We start from the raw sequence: 13,903 nt of genomic DNA on the forward strand, positions 1-13,903 counted from the left end.
ATGTAGTGCTCATGCATAGTGATTTGCAGGATGTGGTCAAGGCTATCAAGCTCAGCCAGGCGACCATCCGTAATATCAAGGAAAATCTTTTCTGGGCCTTTGCCTACAATACACTAGGTATCCCGATTGCTATGGGGTTATTGCATCTTTTCGGTGGTCCCTTGCTCAATCCTATGCTGGCTGGTCTGGCCATGAGCTTAAGCTCCGTGTCAGTTGTGGCCAATGCTCTGCGCCTAGGACGCTTTAAACTTTAAAATGGAAGAATATACGGAGGAATAAATCTATGAAACAAACAGTTCAATTAGAAAACTTATCTTGTCAAAACTGTGTTAAACACGTTACCCAGCACTTCCTATCTATGGAGGGAGTGTCAGATGTGACAGTAGATCTGGACAAGCAGACAGCAGAAGTTATTGCGGATAGATCCTTGAGTGTAGAGGATTATCAGGAGGCTTTGAGCAAAACCATTTATAAGGTCTTAGCGGTGCAGGATAGCTGAGCCAACTTGTAAAATAGGCTGAAAAAGTCTATAATATTAGTAATCATTTAATGGATAAGGAGAAAGCCATGAAGCAGAAAATAGTCTATCCTTTGTTATGTTGCTTAGCACTATCGACTTTGGCAGCCTGCTCTAGTAAGGCAGTTAATTCTACTCAAACGAGTTCGACTACTACTCAGGAATCTTCTCAAGTAGCTTCTAGCCAGAGTGTTGCAGAATCGTCTTCTTCTGCAACAAGCAGTCAAAGCTCAGCAGAAGTTAGTCCAGAAAAGACGCAAGAGGAGAAAAAAGCAATGGATATTTCGGCCTTGGTCAATGGAGACTACTCCAGTGTAAAAGGAACCTGGCAAAATGCTGCTGGTCATCAGCTGGTTTTTAATGACAAAGGGTTGGTTTCCGATAGCTATGAGCTGTACGGAGCATCTCTGACAGACTATGGTACTGCTTCTGGCGGTGTATACGGCGGTGAAACTGGTGGTTTCTTGCTAGAGTTCATTCCAAAAGGTGTCAAGCTTGCGAATAAAGAAAATTTCCAAGATAGCTCAGATGCCAGCCAAGATCGTCTGTGGACGGGAGTTGGGATGAATAGCTTTGATGAACAAGGTCAATTTTATTATCGTGTTACTAACTAGTCGTGTAGGATAGAAATTTTCTATCCTATTTTTTGTTTTAAAAGAGTAGTTAGTTAAAATATGATAAAAAATTGTGCAAACGTTTGAATAAATGCTTGAAATAATGATTAAAAAAGGATATAATATTTTTATGAAAGCGCTTTGAAACTTTTAGGGGCTTCAAGGGCAACTATTTTCACATAAAGTAAAGGGGAACTTATGGTTGAGTTAAATCTGAAAAATATTTATAAAAAGTATCCAAACAGTGAGCACTATTCTGTTGAAGACTTTAATTTGGACATTAAGGACAAGGAATTTATCGTTTTCGTCGGTCCGTCAGGATGTGGGAAATCCACAACGCTGCGTATGATTGCGGGTCTTGAGGATATCACAGAAGGAACAGCGTCGATTGACGGCAAAGTGGTCAATGACGTTGCGCCGAAAGACCGCGATATTGCTATGGTCTTCCAGAACTATGCCCTCTATCCACACATGACTGTCTATGACAATATGGCTTTCGGTCTGAAACTGCGCAAGTACAGCAAGGAAGATATTGACAAACGGGTGCAAGAAGCGGCTGAAATTCTTGGCTTGAAAGAATTCTTGGATCGCAAACCAGCGGACTTGTCTGGCGGTCAACGTCAGCGGGTTGCCATGGGTCGTGCCATCGTGCGTGATGCAAAGGTTTTCCTAATGGACGAGCCTTTGTCAAACTTGGATGCGAAGTTGCGTGTTTCCATGCGTGCTGAGATTGCCAAAATCCACCGCCGTATCGGAGCAACAACCATCTACGTAACCCACGACCAGACAGAAGCCATGACCTTGGCTGATCGTATCGTTATCATGTCAGCGACCAAGAACCCTGCTGGAACTGGCACGATTGGTCGAGTAGAGCAAATTGGTAGCCCACAAGAAGTTTACAACCACCCAGTTAACAAATTTGTGGCAGGCTTCATCGGTAGCCCAGCGATGAACTTTATTACTGTGACACTTGAGGGAAATCAAATTGTTGCCAATGGCTTGCGTTTGACAGTTCCAGAAGGAACACTGAAGGTGCTGCTTGAGAAGGGCTATGACGGTAAGAAATTGATCTTCGGTATTCGTCCAGAAGATATCAATACAGAAGCTGCTTTCTTGGAGACCTTCCCAGATTCTGTGGTTCATGCGACCATTTCTGTATCTGAGCTTTTGGGTTCTGAGTCTCACCTTTACTGTCAAGTTGGCGACAGCGAGTTTATCGCACGTGTAGATGCTCGTGACTACTCAGAAACAGGTGCTGGAATTGACCTTGGCTTCGACTTGAACAAGGCGCATTTCTTTGATTTCGAAACAGAGAAAACAGTTTATTAAAATATGAGTTTAAAAAAGATAGTCAGCAAGCCAAACGGAATGCATTTGGTCTGCGGACTATCTTTTCTTTATTTTGCTTTTCCGATAAGAATGGTGGCGGCAATGGTGACTTGGGTGAGGTCAGTCCAGTCGATCTGGTCTTGCTCGACATGAAAGAGCAGCGGTGTCATTGCTAAAAAAGCTGTTCGGCTTTCGGCAGTCAAGGATTGGCTGGACTCGACAGTAATCTCGGAGATTATATCGAAGTGCTCTTGGAAATGCTGGATGACTTCTTGGTTAGAGTAATCCTTGTTGCTGAGCTGTCTAGCGGCTTTTTGGCGAATTTCCTGAAGATGGTGCTCGGTGGGGATGACCTTGATGAGGAGGGCATTGTCAGACATGACTCTCCGAAATTCCTGATAATTGGCTGGAGAAAAGATATCTAAAATGATGTCCATGCTGGCATCTTGTAGCGGTAGCTTAGCCAAATCACCGACGAACCAATTGACTGCGAAACTACTGTCGCTCTTAGCTGCCAACTGGATAGAATCTTTTGAAATATCAAAGGCATAGAAGGTTTTTTGGGAATGGATTTCTTGGAGTTTGCGAGAGTAGAAGCCCTCGCCGCAGCCAATATCTAAGACTGTTCTGGCAGTTTCTGAGCTAGCAAGTAAGTTCGAGGCAGCTTCTAAGATAGCTTGGTAGAATCCCGCTTCTAAAATCAACTGCCGATTTTGAAAACTGGCTTTATCATAGTCTTTGGGCTGCTTGATTTGAGGTGCCAGATTGACATAGCCAAACTTGGCCAAGTCGTAAGAATGGCGATGGTGGCATTTGAGGCTATTTTCCATCAGCTGTAGATCTTCCTTGCAGATGGGGCAGGCAAAAGCGGTCGCAGTAGCAAAGCGCTGGAGTTTGGGTTTGAGGTTTGTATTCATAGTTTTAAGTCTAACAAAAAAAGGACTGGATGGCAAATGCCTCCAGTCTGTTTTATTAGTATGTAAGGACGAAGTATTTCTTCTTACCACGGCGGATAACGGTGAGTTCATTCTCTAACTTATCCGCGTCGCTCAAGACATAGTCAAGGTCTTGGATACGGTCGCCATTGACATAGATGGCTCCATTTTGAACATCTTCGCGGGCTTGGCGTTTTGAGTTGACCACGCCAGATGTTACGAGGATTTCCACGATGTTGTGGTTTTCGTCTGCTTGTACTTGATAGTTTGGCACGCCACGAAGTCCTTGTTTGAGTTCTTTGACAGAAAGGTTTTTGATATTTCCAGCAAAGAGTTGCTCGGTAATGTTAAGGGCTTCCTTGTAGGCTTCTTCACCGTGGACAAGAGTCACGACTTCACGAGCGAGGATTTTTTGAGCCAAGCGTTCGTGTGGAGCTGCTTCAAACTGTTTGCGGATGTCTCTAATTTCATCGAGAGACAAGAAAGTAAAGATCTTCAAGAAGCGAACGGCGTCAGCATCCATCACATTCATCCAGAATTGGTACATTTCGTATGGAGAAGTTTTGTCAGGATTGAGCCAAACAGCATTTCCTTCTGATTTACCAAATTTTTTACCAGTCGCATCAGTGATAAGGGGGACAGTAATAACGTGGCCAGTCTTGTCAACTTTACGACGTAGCAATTCTGTACCTGCTGTCATATTTCCCCACTGGTCAGAACCACCAATTTGAAGGGTTACGTTATGTTCTTTGTTAAGGACAAAGAAGTCGTAACCTTGCATGATTTGGTAGGCAAACTCTGTGTAAGAAATTCCTGTTTCAATCCGTTTTTTTACGGATTCCTTGCTCATCATGTAGTTGACAGTGAAGTATTTACCGACGTCACGGAGGAAGTCAATGAAGCTGATGCTGCCAAACCAGTCGTAGTTATTGACCATGACAGCTTTATTTTCGCCATTTTCAAAGTCAAGAAAGCGTGACAGTTGGCCTTGGATAGACTGAACCCAGCCATCAACGGTTTCCTTGGTTTGCAGGCTACGCTCTGCATCTTTAAAGGATGGGTCACCAATCAGACCCGTTGCACCACCGACGAGGGCATAAGGCTTGTGACCAGCTAACTGTAAGCGCCGGCTGGTCAAAATAGCCACTAAGTGACCTAAGTGCAGACTGTCTGCTGTTGGATCGTATCCAGTATAATAAGAGACCTGCCCTTCTTCTAAGGCTTTACGCAAAGCTTCTTCATCAGTAGTTTGAAAAATCAAACCACGCTCTTTTAGCTCATCAAAAATGTGCATAGTTGTCTCTCCTTTTCTAAGATAGCAAAGGATTTTGCCCTTGCTCAAGTATTTTTTTGTTTTATCCCTCTATTGTATCACAAACCCGACAAATAGCAATGAGTAGCCAGAAAATAATTCCTGTAAAAGCGCTAGAATTAGCTCTTTCTTGATATAATCTGCTGATGTTTGCTATAATAGTCGATAAGGAGAATCTATGTTGAAACCATTTATAAAAAAGTTAAAACAGTTTGGTAAGGGGGAGCCCTCACCTGTTAAGACGTCTAAGCCAAAAGGAGAGACATGGTCGGTACTGGATACTGTTTCCGTTATTTTTCGGACAGTAAAATTACTCTTAAATGTCGCTTTTGTATTTATCTTTTTTGGAATAGTATTGGGGGCTGGACTCGGATTGGGCTATGCCGCCAGCCTTTTTAGTGATGTCTCCGTGCCGAAGCAGGAGGAGCTGGTAAGTCAGGTCAATAAGATTTCTGGGATTTCGAAGCTGACCTATGCTAACGGAGAGTTGATTTCTGAAATCGATAATGATTTGTTGCGGATCCCAGTTGCCAGCGATGCGATTTCTGATAATGTCAAAAATGCTATCATTGCGACGGAAGATGAGAACTTTGAAACTCACAATGGTGTTGTGCCCAAGGCGGTTCTGCGGGCAACCTTGGGTTCTGTAGTTGGAGTTGGTTCATCCAGCGGGGGCTCGACCTTAACTCAGCAGTTGATCAAGCAGCAGGTCGTGGGAGATGCTCCGACTTTCAAGCGGAAGGCAGTAGAGATTGTTGATGCCTTGGCTTTGGAACGCTATATGTCTAAGGATGACATTCTGACTGCTTATTTGAATGTGGCACCTTTTGGCCGGAATAACAAAGGACAAAATATCGCTGGAGTGGAAGAAGCAGCTCAAGGGATTTTTGGTGTATCAGCCAAGGATTTGAGTATTCCGCAGGCTGCTTTTATTGCTGGATTGCCTCAGAGTCCGATTGTTTATTCGCCCTATGCCTCTGATGGTAGCATGAAGAGTCCAGATGATATGGCTTTAGGTCTAGAGCGGGCTCGGAATGTTTTGTATAATATGTACCGTACAGGTCGACTGAGTGAGGCAGACTATCAGCAGTACAAGGACTATGATCTGACGCAAGATTTTAAATCGACTGAGAGCCTTCAAAAGAGCTCGCATAGTTACCTCTACCATACAGCTTTTTCAGAAGCGCAGACGGCCATGTACCAGTATTTAATTCAGCGGGACAATGTATCTCAGCAAGAATTAAAAAATAATGCAACGGTTGAAGCCTATCAAGAGTTGGCTCGAAAAGAGCTGAGCGAGGGTGGTTATACGGTCACAACAACCATCAATCATTCCATTCATCAGGCGATGCAGAACGCTGTTGCCAACTACGGTGGTCTCTTGGATGATGGGACAGGAATGGTCGAGGTTGGAAATGTCCTTCAGGACAATAAAACAGGAGCCATTATTGGTTTTGTCGGTGGTAGAGACTATAGTTCTAATCAAAACAACCATGCTTTTGATACGGAAAGATCTCCTGGTTCGACTATCAAGCCGATTTTAGCTTATGGGATTGCCATTGACCAAGGGCTGATGGGAAGTGCAAGTGTCCTTTCCAATTATCCGACGAACTTCTCCAGCGGTGAGCCGATTATGCACGTGGACAGTCGCGGGACAGGCATGATGGACCTGCAGGAAGCCCTCAATACTTCTTGGAATATTCCAGCTTATTGGACCTATCGTGCACTTCGCGAGAAGGGTGTCAATGTCCGAGGCTATATGGAAAAAATGGGCTACCATATTGACAACTACGATATTGAAAGTCTACCAATGGGTGGGGGAATCGAGGTTTCGGTTGCCCAGCACACCAACGGTTTCCAGACCTTGGCTAATAACGGTTCTTATCAAGAAAAGTATATGATCGAAAAGATCACAGCTCCTGACGGCAAGGTGGTTTATGAGCATAAGGCAAAACCAGTTCAGGTGTATTCGCCTGCTACTGCAACGATTATGCAAAGCTTGATGCGGGGTGTGCTTAACTCTGGTGCAACTACGACCTTTAAATCAAGGATTGGTCAAGTCAATGGTACCTTGGCAGGTGCAGACTGGATTGGTAAGACAGGTACAACCAACAGCAATGGTGATATGTGGCTCATGCTTTCTACTCCTCGGATGACCCTTGGAGGCTGGATTGGTCATGATGATAATACTTCTATGGCTGCCCTAACAGGCTACAATAATAATGCGGCCTATATGGCCTATCTAGCCAATGCTATTTATGAGGCGGATCCAGAGGCTTGGGGAATCGGAGAGAAATTCAATCTTGATTCGAGTGTTATCAAGTCTGATGTTCTCAAGTCTACTGGAGAGAGACCAGGAACTGTCACAATCAATGGCCGCTCCATTAATCTAAGCGGTCCGACTGTTCCTAGCTACTGGGCTAAGAATGGCGCTCCAACGACGAGCTATCGCTTTGGTATCGGCGCATCAGATGCGGATTATCAGAAAGCTTGGGGAGCAATTTTGGGTGGTACAACTGGCAATACCAATCGTAATAGCCAATGAGAAATTGCCTAACAATTAGAACGAAAGATAGGGAGTACTAGATGTCAGGGAAGATTTCTTCAGATACTATCGCAGCAAGTTCCGCAATTAGTGAATTAGTAGGAGTGGATACTTCAGCCTTCAGGAACAATCAAGTTGAATTTGGTTATACAAGTGATATTGCTGGAATGGAAGCTGGTCGTCAAGCCTGCAATCAAATGTTGCAGGCTGTCAGTGATTTCAGTTCGGCCGTCTTAACTCAGGCTAATAAATTTCCAGAAATTGCTGCAAAAATTGAGAAACGCGATATAGAGCAGGCACAACGTTGGAGCAACTGATGATAAAAGATAAAAATCAAGAAAAACGTGAACAATTATATAAGCAAATCATCCAGCTTGAGAATCAAGAAGAAGATCTTTTAGTTATCAAAAAACGTTACGAAGAGAAGGTAATGGATTTTCGTGCAGATATCTGGACGATAAATGCCCAAATAGAAAACTTGATAGATCCCGTATCAGAGACAAGCCATACCAATCGTAAAATATGGGAAGAAAACCAAGCCTTGCAACAAACAATTGACAGCTACGTAGAGCAAGAGTTGGACAATGTTTCCAAACAAACAAGGAAAGTTCGGCAAAAATTAGATGAAAATCGAGAAAGATTGACGAAAGAAAGGAACTCTTTACCATGGGAGTAAAATACAGTGCATCGGAGTCCTCACAGCTGATGGAAGCTATGGCTAATAATATTCAAGTGGCCAATGAGGTGACAGACCGATTGTCTCAGGGATGTGACCACCTAATAGCTGCCCTAGACTCTGGAGAACTCATGGGAGCAGCCTATACAGCAGGTAAGGGCCTTTTTTCAGAAATTATCATTCCTGCCATTAAGAAGCTACAGGCTGCAGTGGACGACATTCAAACGGAGTTAAATTCATATAGGATTGCCGATGCTCAGGTATCAGAGTATGGCAACCTCGATCTGGATCAGCTGAAGAAGACAAAAGAATTGAGAGAGAAACAGCTAGCCTCTATCAAAAAGGCTATTGAAGCTAAAGAATCATTCTTAGAGCGGATGAAGTCTATTGCTACATTTAATATCGTTTCTCACATGGAGTCTCTGGTGATTCTTTCTAGTGCAGAATCGCAAATTGAATCACAAATCAAAGAGTTGGAAGAGAAGATTGAAAAGCTGGAGTTCTTTGTCGCTCAGGTTTCTCAATATTTCAGCGATAGTCTAGAAGTCCTTCGTCTAGCTATCCAAGGAGCCACACAACTAAGTGAAATCATTGTCGATAGTGATGGCAACTACTATGCGGACGGTGTGGACATGAATTGGGTCAAGAAGATGAAAGAGCAGAAGATTGAGACACATCAGTTGGATAAGAATATCCCAGTGACTAAAGCTGAGAAGGAAAAGAAAGTGATTGTGGATGATCTGCAGTCATCCTATAACATGGATGAATCCACGGCAAACGTACTCTATAAGCTCCAGCAGGGAATTTTGAAGAGGGCAAAACAAGAAGGATGGACTAATGAAAAAGTTATTTATGAGTATAATAGATTAGTTGCATCTCCAGTTTATGGGGTAAGGGCAACCTGGAGAGGTCTTGCGGGTGTTGTTGATGCCAAAAATACAAGTGATTTAGATATTATTTTGGCAGATTATGGTATTTCAGAGGAAGAACGCATACTCTTTAAAGAAAAAATTAGAAAACAGTATGAATCTAATCATAGTAAAGATTTGGCTCATGAAGCTATTCAAATTGCTAGTTTTACTGAGTTATCTTGGGGAGATAGAGACTTATCGAAGCTAGATGGTTGGAAGGGATTAAGCGCCCATATTATTAGCACAATCGGAAATTCAACTCGGATTGGAGATCTCTCTGTAAATACTGAAAAGTATGAAAGTTCCTTCAAAGGAGACATTGATTCAGGGAGATATGATGATGCCGATTTTAATTCGGATTTAGATGCTATTACTTCTTACGAAAGAATGATTTCTAAAGATGTAGAAACAAAAGATGTGTTTAAAGTTCAAGCAGATTACAATCATAGTATCCAAACAAACCAGATAAATCGTGTTGAAGAATTCTATACTGTGATGGGAAATGGGGATAAAGCTAACGGTAAACGGATGGTTGAAACTCTTATTGAAAATAATACGATAGGAGGCAACTTTATTAAATATGGCTTTGACCTCAATATTTTTATTGGAAAACCTAATGACAAGGAAGAGGGTTGGAAACAAGACTTCTATAATTACTTAGACAGAGGGGATGAGAAAAATGTCGGGACTTAAAAAAATACTAATCGTGATTGGTTCTGTAACGGTCTTAGTTGCTGGAATGAATTTTTATTTTCATGTTCAAAGCTACCAAGAACGTAGCCAACTAAAAGCTTCCTTTGAACAGAAGGACAACATAGCCGTCTTAGAACATTTAATGGCGTCAGAAAAGTATGCGTCTGACATCCGCAAAGCAGGCTATGTCGTTCCTCCCGATGGTGCTATTCGCTTGGATGGAGGAATTGAAGATATAGAGATAAAAGGAAGTTTAGACTTGAAAATTTCAAACCAAGGAAAGGATGAAGTCGCTGTTTTTTTTGAAACAACAGTAAATGAGGAAAAAATAGATGCCTACTATATTTTAGATAATCAATTAACCATAAAACGTAGATATTACTCGCATATTAATAATCAAAATAAAAATGAGAGTGTGACTATCCCCCAAGCCGAAGAAGAGCGACTATTAAAAATTGTTCAAAAAGAGCTTGAGGCTTTCATGGAAAAGATGTATCAGACTTTGTATGGATAGTTTGTTGTATTAGACTCAGGTGAGCTGACAGGAGCAGCCTACACAGCTGGTAAAGGTTTCTTTACAGACATTATCATCCCCAGCATCAAAAAGCTCCAAGAAGCGGTAGACGATATTCAACTGGAGTTGACCTCCTACAAAGATGCGGATGCTCAGGTCTCTGGATATGGTGATTTGGACCTAGACCAGCTTAAGGAACTGAAAAAATTGAGGGAAGAGCAGTTAGCTATCGTAGAAGCTCAGATTCAAGTGAGGGAGAACTGACTAAATCAAATCACGGACCTCTTTAGTCTCAATTGGGGGAAAGCCTTCTCTGAGAAGACCATCCTCTACAATACCAAGTCTCAAATCGAGTCGGGTATTCAGGATTTGGATAATAAGATTGAAAAACTAGAATTTTTTGTCTCACAGGTTTCCCAGTATTTCAGTGATAGTCTAGAAGTTCTTCGTCTAGCTATCCAAGGAGCCACACAACTAAGTGAAATCATTGTCGATAGTGATGGCAACTACTATGCGGACGGTCTGGACATGAGTTGGGTACAGAAGATGAAGGATGTGAAGATTGAGTCACATAAGCTTGATAAGGATATTTCAGTTACTCAGGCTGAAAAAGATAAGAAAAAAATTGTGGATGATTTGGTATCATCATACAATCTAGATGAATCCACGGCAAACGTACTCTATAAGCTCCAGCAGGGAATTTTGAAGAGGGCAAAGCAAGAAGGATGGACTAATGAAAAAGTTCTTTATGAGTATAATAGATTAGTTGCATCCTTTGTGCCAGATAATTTTGTAGCGTTTAGATATAAGGCAATCGCTGGAGTAGTTGAAGCGAAGGAGAGAAATCAACTGAGTAGAGAATATGGTCTTTCTGAAGTAGAAATCAAAACCCTTGTAGAAACTCTTCGCAATCAGCATAACAATCCAAATACTTATAAAGATTATGCCCATGAAGCAATTCAGTTTGCAGCATTTACTGAACAAAGCTGGGACTTGAATCTTTACTCAATTGCTCATGCTATAAGTGAGGTGGGGAATACTGCTAGAGTCAATATTTCGGGCAGCACAGCCTCACTACCTTATCCCATGGAAAGGTATGAAATTTCCTTCAAGGGAGATGTGGACTCTGGCCGTTATGGTGATACTGACTTTAACTCAGATTTGGATCCAATCAATAGCTATGAGCTAATGAAAAACGCGAATCAAAAAGATATTTTTAAAATACAATCAGACTATAATCAGGGAATTGGATCTAATAAGATTAACCGTGTTGAAGAGTTTTATAAAAATATGGGGCATGGAGATATCAAAGTCGGTAAAGATATTGTTCATTACATTGTAACAGATGGTAGTACAGGAGGCCATATGTTTATAACTCGTGGTCAGTCAAAGGAGGAACAAAAGAAGAATCAGGAAGCCTTTTTTGACTATTTAGAAAGAGGGGCTGATATAAATGTTCGTTAAATTCAAACGCTATAAATACCTGACTATTGTTTTGTCCTTACTTCTGATCCTTATTCCTTCCTATTTTGCTTATGATCGTTATCAATATGACGCATTTAAGCGTGCTTATGAACAAAAAACAATTTATGAACAACTAGATATTTTGATGAATTCCACTCGCTATGTGAATGCAGTCAGAAAAGCCGGTTATTCCATAGATGACTACAATGTAAAAATGATGGAACGTATTTCCAGCATAGAGACCAAAGGAGGTCGACCAGTAACTATTATATCTCCAGACGATGGAGTAACCATGATTACAGTTAAAAAGATAGGTACCACTCCTAATGTGACATCAACTTTTCAATTTAATAATGAACTAGAATTGGAATACGTGGGCTATATGAAAATAGATAGCACGTCACAAGAGAGAATTGAAGTTGATGATGAAACTACAAATAAGATAGCAGATGAGGTGAGAGCAGAGGCAAAAGCTATGCTTAAAGATATTTACCAATCCATGTACCCAAATGAAAAATAAAAATCTATCGTATATTGATGCGTTAATGAGTATTATTCAGATACGGAACGAGGCGAGTGCACTCGCGCAAGAAAAATTGTAGACTATAAATCGATAGAAGAGACTAAACAAAAATTTTTACAAAATTACTACTAGATAAAATATGTTGAGGAGGTGGGAATGCAATCTCATTTTGAATAACCTACTGAAAATCGGAGTGTGGAATATCTACAAAAGATTCGCCAAGTAGCTATAATTTCATTCTAAATATTGAAGCAGTCAATCAAGAATTGGAAGAAATGAGGTGATTGGATGAAGAAAAAACGATTATTCGTTTCGCTTTAGTGTACAGAATTGGGGAGAAGTAAAATTTAAAGATGTTTGGAAAACAGAATAGGGAAACTGATACCAAGGTTAGGTTACTTCAGAAATATTTCAAAACAAAACTTGCTCAATCTTTTTTAATGCTCATAGTTCTTATTTGGTCAGTATACGAGATTGGTGCGACTAGTTTAGCTAGCAACTCGGCCTTGACCAAGGAATTCATGCATAGTCGGTATGTTATGGTTTGGCCAATGGTAGATAAGAAGGCAACTCTTTATCACTATGCGGAAGAATGGACTAGTGACGTATTAAATGGAATTATGCATCTAGATTATGAAAATATTAGAATAACTGGTTTTCCTAGAAAATGGGATAGTGAAGTTGAAATATACTATGCTCTGTCTGAAGATAAGTATGCTGATAGAGTATATTTTTTCTTAGATGAACCAATATCCAGAGCCTATACTACTAGTTTAGAGCAAAATTATTATTTGATTCCAAAGAATGCAGCTGTTATTAAAGAGGAAACAGGCAAAACGGTTGAACAGTTAGGTCAAGAAGTGGGACATGCAAGGGAGGAGTTTTTGTCTGCTCTTGGTAAGATGAAAATCCTTCGTTTGGTCTATTTGATTCTTCGTATGATAGTACTGTTGCTATGTATCAGGTTGTCGGGTCAGCGGAGAAAATTGAAAGAGAACGAAATATTGCAGAATGGATAGAGTCCTAATATGATATGGGGTCTATAAGGAGATTCACAAATGACCTTGAAAAAACAATGGAATTGGAATTTAGGTTGTAGTTTATTGCTTGTTGGAGTTCTGGCAGCAGCTTTTCTCTTTTATTTATGGGCACAAAATCTTGGTAAATATACCTTACAACCTGGTCAGTCTATTAGTCTGAAAGTCAAACCTCGGACACAAGATGTGGAATACTATTCTGTATTAATTTTGAAGAAAAATGATAATAATAAGCTTAAATTATCAGGTTCAGGAGTTTGGTTTGAGGTAAATGGTGAGATTTTTTATGGAGTTGAAGAGCAAAAACTCTTTAAACGAAACTATTCAGTAAATGATAATGAAGAGTTACCCAACAATCAAAAAGGTATTCATTTAGTAAAAGATGGGATTGTTGTTAATTATCAGGGAGAAAAAGCTTTTGATGTCACGAATAACAAACCCTATACTATCACCATCACCAATGTAGACAATAAACCGGCTAAATTTGAAGCTCAAGTGGTGGATAAGTAAGGTAAAGCGTTGTCAACAACTTAGAATTAGCAATCAAGTTACAGACCAACTGCCTAAAGAGCGTGACTACCTCATAGCTACTCTAGCCTCTGGAAAACTCTTGTAAGTAGCCTATATACAGCAGGTGGACAATTTATCAAGCACGGGAAAAGATGGGATTTCTTATTGAAACCAGATACGGATAAGCATAAAAAATCAAAAGAAGATTTTTATGATTATTTGAAGTGAGGAGAAGATAAAAATGTCGGTACGTAAAAAAATAATAAGTATCCTACTTTTGATAATAACTGCTTTTGCCATTTGGTTGCTCTTTTGGCCAGATG

General features: G+C 40.8%; 15 protein-coding genes and 1 pseudogene. 14 read left to right on the plus strand and 2 right to left on the minus strand.

The window, feature by feature from the left end; all coding sequences use genetic code 11:
- The 4 genes and pseudogenes from Q0191_RS05955 to Q0191_RS05970 form a co-directional block, all read left to right on the plus strand.
- Positions 1–254, plus strand: a pseudogene (locus Q0191_RS05955) (cation-transporting ATPase PacS); the annotation flags it as partial.
- Positions 255–283: 29 nt separating this feature from the next.
- Complete coding sequence (locus Q0191_RS05960) at positions 284–499, plus strand: heavy-metal-associated domain-containing protein (RefSeq protein WP_297664720.1); 216 nt, start codon at positions 284–286, stop codon at positions 497–499.
- 68 nt (positions 500–567) lie between these two features.
- Positions 568–1,131: a DUF6287 domain-containing protein gene (locus tag Q0191_RS05965; protein WP_297664722.1), complete on the plus strand. Its 564-nt coding sequence runs from the start codon at positions 568–570 to the stop codon at positions 1,129–1,131.
- A 198-nt stretch (positions 1,132–1,329) separates the two neighbouring features.
- Positions 1,330–2,460, plus strand: a complete 1,131-nt coding sequence (locus Q0191_RS05970; RefSeq protein WP_297664724.1) for an ABC transporter ATP-binding protein — start codon at positions 1,330–1,332, stop codon at positions 2,458–2,460.
- Positions 2,461–2,528: 68 nt separating this feature from the next.
- Here the strand turns inward: Q0191_RS05970 and Q0191_RS05975 are convergent, their stop codons facing one another.
- The gene (locus Q0191_RS05975) at positions 2,529–3,377 is read right to left on the minus strand and encodes a methyltransferase domain-containing protein (protein ID WP_297664726.1); all 849 of its coding nucleotides are present in this window, start codon (positions 3,375–3,377) and stop codon (positions 2,529–2,531) included.
- Positions 3,378–3,432: 55 nt separating this feature from the next.
- A complete protein-coding gene (gene tyrS, locus Q0191_RS05980) occupies positions 3,433–4,689 on the minus strand; it encodes a tyrosine--tRNA ligase (RefSeq protein ID WP_297664728.1) in 1,257 nt (418 codons plus the stop codon).
- 199 nt (positions 4,690–4,888) lie between these two features.
- On the opposite strand from tyrS, the gene pbp1b reads away from it, so the two are divergent.
- The 10 genes from pbp1b to Q0191_RS06030 all read left to right on the plus strand — a co-directional run bounded on the left by pbp1b (position 4,889) and on the right by Q0191_RS06030 (position 13,580).
- Positions 4,889–7,252 carry a penicillin-binding protein PBP1B gene (pbp1b, locus tag Q0191_RS05985; protein WP_297664745.1) on the plus strand — a complete coding sequence of 788 codons (2,364 nt, stop codon included), beginning with the start codon at positions 4,889–4,891 and terminating at the stop codon, positions 7,250–7,252.
- Positions 7,253–7,293: 41 nt separating this feature from the next.
- A complete protein-coding gene (locus tag Q0191_RS05990) occupies positions 7,294–7,569 on the plus strand; it encodes a TIGR04197 family type VII secretion effector (RefSeq protein WP_125388026.1) in 276 nt (91 codons plus the stop codon).
- Positions 7,569–7,928 (plus strand): hypothetical protein, encoded by a 360-nt coding sequence (locus Q0191_RS05995; protein ID WP_297664730.1) that lies wholly within the window; start codon positions 7,569–7,571, stop codon positions 7,926–7,928. The genes Q0191_RS05990 and Q0191_RS05995 overlap by 1 nt, the downstream gene beginning before the upstream one ends.
- On the plus strand, positions 7,919–9,532 hold the full coding sequence (locus Q0191_RS06000; protein ID WP_297664732.1) for an ATP-binding protein: 1,614 nt from the start codon (positions 7,919–7,921) through the stop codon (positions 9,530–9,532). Before Q0191_RS05995 ends, Q0191_RS06000 begins: the two co-directional genes overlap by 10 nt.
- Positions 9,519–10,046, plus strand: coding sequence for a thiol-disulfide isomerase (locus Q0191_RS06005; protein ID WP_297664734.1), 528 nt, complete (start codon positions 9,519–9,521; stop codon positions 10,044–10,046). Before Q0191_RS06000 ends, Q0191_RS06005 begins: the two co-directional genes overlap by 14 nt.
- 126 nt (positions 10,047–10,172) lie before the next feature.
- Positions 10,173–10,310, plus strand: a complete 138-nt coding sequence (locus Q0191_RS06010) for a hypothetical protein (protein WP_297664736.1) — start codon at positions 10,173–10,175, stop codon at positions 10,308–10,310.
- A gap of 105 nt (positions 10,311–10,415) precedes the next feature.
- Positions 10,416–11,510 (plus strand): hypothetical protein, encoded by a 1,095-nt coding sequence (locus Q0191_RS06015; protein ID WP_297664737.1) that lies wholly within the window; start codon positions 10,416–10,418, stop codon positions 11,508–11,510.
- The gene (locus tag Q0191_RS06020; RefSeq protein ID WP_297664739.1) at positions 11,500–12,030 is read left to right on the plus strand and encodes a hypothetical protein; all 531 of its coding nucleotides are present in this window, start codon (positions 11,500–11,502) and stop codon (positions 12,028–12,030) included. Before Q0191_RS06015 ends, Q0191_RS06020 begins: the two co-directional genes overlap by 11 nt.
- A 356-nt stretch (positions 12,031–12,386) precedes the next feature.
- Complete coding sequence (locus Q0191_RS06025) at positions 12,387–13,052, plus strand: hypothetical protein (RefSeq protein WP_297664741.1); 666 nt, start codon at positions 12,387–12,389, stop codon at positions 13,050–13,052.
- A 39-nt stretch (positions 13,053–13,091) separates the two neighbouring features.
- Positions 13,092–13,580, plus strand: coding sequence for a hypothetical protein (locus tag Q0191_RS06030; RefSeq protein ID WP_297664743.1), 489 nt, complete (start codon positions 13,092–13,094; stop codon positions 13,578–13,580).
- The last annotated feature ends 323 nt before the right edge of the window (positions 13,581–13,903 follow it).

The organism is uncultured Streptococcus sp. (assembly GCF_938036805.1).
In the GTDB taxonomy this organism is placed as follows: Bacteria; Bacillota; Bacilli; order Lactobacillales; family Streptococcaceae; genus Streptococcus.

Bases quoted from the DNA above. Each gene is read 5' to 3' on its own strand.
- Q0191_RS05960 (WP_297664720.1), top strand. From the start codon at position 284: ATGAAACAAACAGTTCAATTAGAAAACTTATCTTGTCAAAACTGTGTT.
- Q0191_RS05965 (WP_297664722.1), top strand. From the start codon at position 568: ATGAAGCAGAAAATAGTCTATCCTTTGTTATGTTGCTTAGCACTATCG.
- Q0191_RS05970 (WP_297664724.1), top strand. From the start codon at position 1,330: ATGGTTGAGTTAAATCTGAAAAATATTTATAAAAAGTATCCAAACAGT.
- Q0191_RS05975 (WP_297664726.1), bottom strand. From the start codon at position 3,377: ATGAATACAAACCTCAAACCCAAACTCCAGCGCTTTGCTACTGCGACC.
- tyrS (WP_297664728.1), bottom strand. From the start codon at position 4,689: ATGCACATTTTTGATGAGCTAAAAGAGCGTGGTTTGATTTTTCAAACT.
- Q0191_RS05990 (WP_125388026.1), top strand. From the start codon at position 7,294: ATGTCAGGGAAGATTTCTTCAGATACTATCGCAGCAAGTTCCGCAATT.
- Q0191_RS05995 (WP_297664730.1), top strand. From the start codon at position 7,569: ATGATAAAAGATAAAAATCAAGAAAAACGTGAACAATTATATAAGCAA.
- Q0191_RS06000 (WP_297664732.1), top strand. From the start codon at position 7,919: ATGGGAGTAAAATACAGTGCATCGGAGTCCTCACAGCTGATGGAAGCT.
- Q0191_RS06005 (WP_297664734.1), top strand. From the start codon at position 9,519: ATGTCGGGACTTAAAAAAATACTAATCGTGATTGGTTCTGTAACGGTC.
- Q0191_RS06020 (WP_297664739.1), top strand. From the start codon at position 11,500: ATGTTCGTTAAATTCAAACGCTATAAATACCTGACTATTGTTTTGTCC.
- Q0191_RS06025 (WP_297664741.1), top strand. From the start codon at position 12,387: ATGTTTGGAAAACAGAATAGGGAAACTGATACCAAGGTTAGGTTACTT.
- Q0191_RS06030 (WP_297664743.1), top strand. From the start codon at position 13,092: ATGACCTTGAAAAAACAATGGAATTGGAATTTAGGTTGTAGTTTATTG.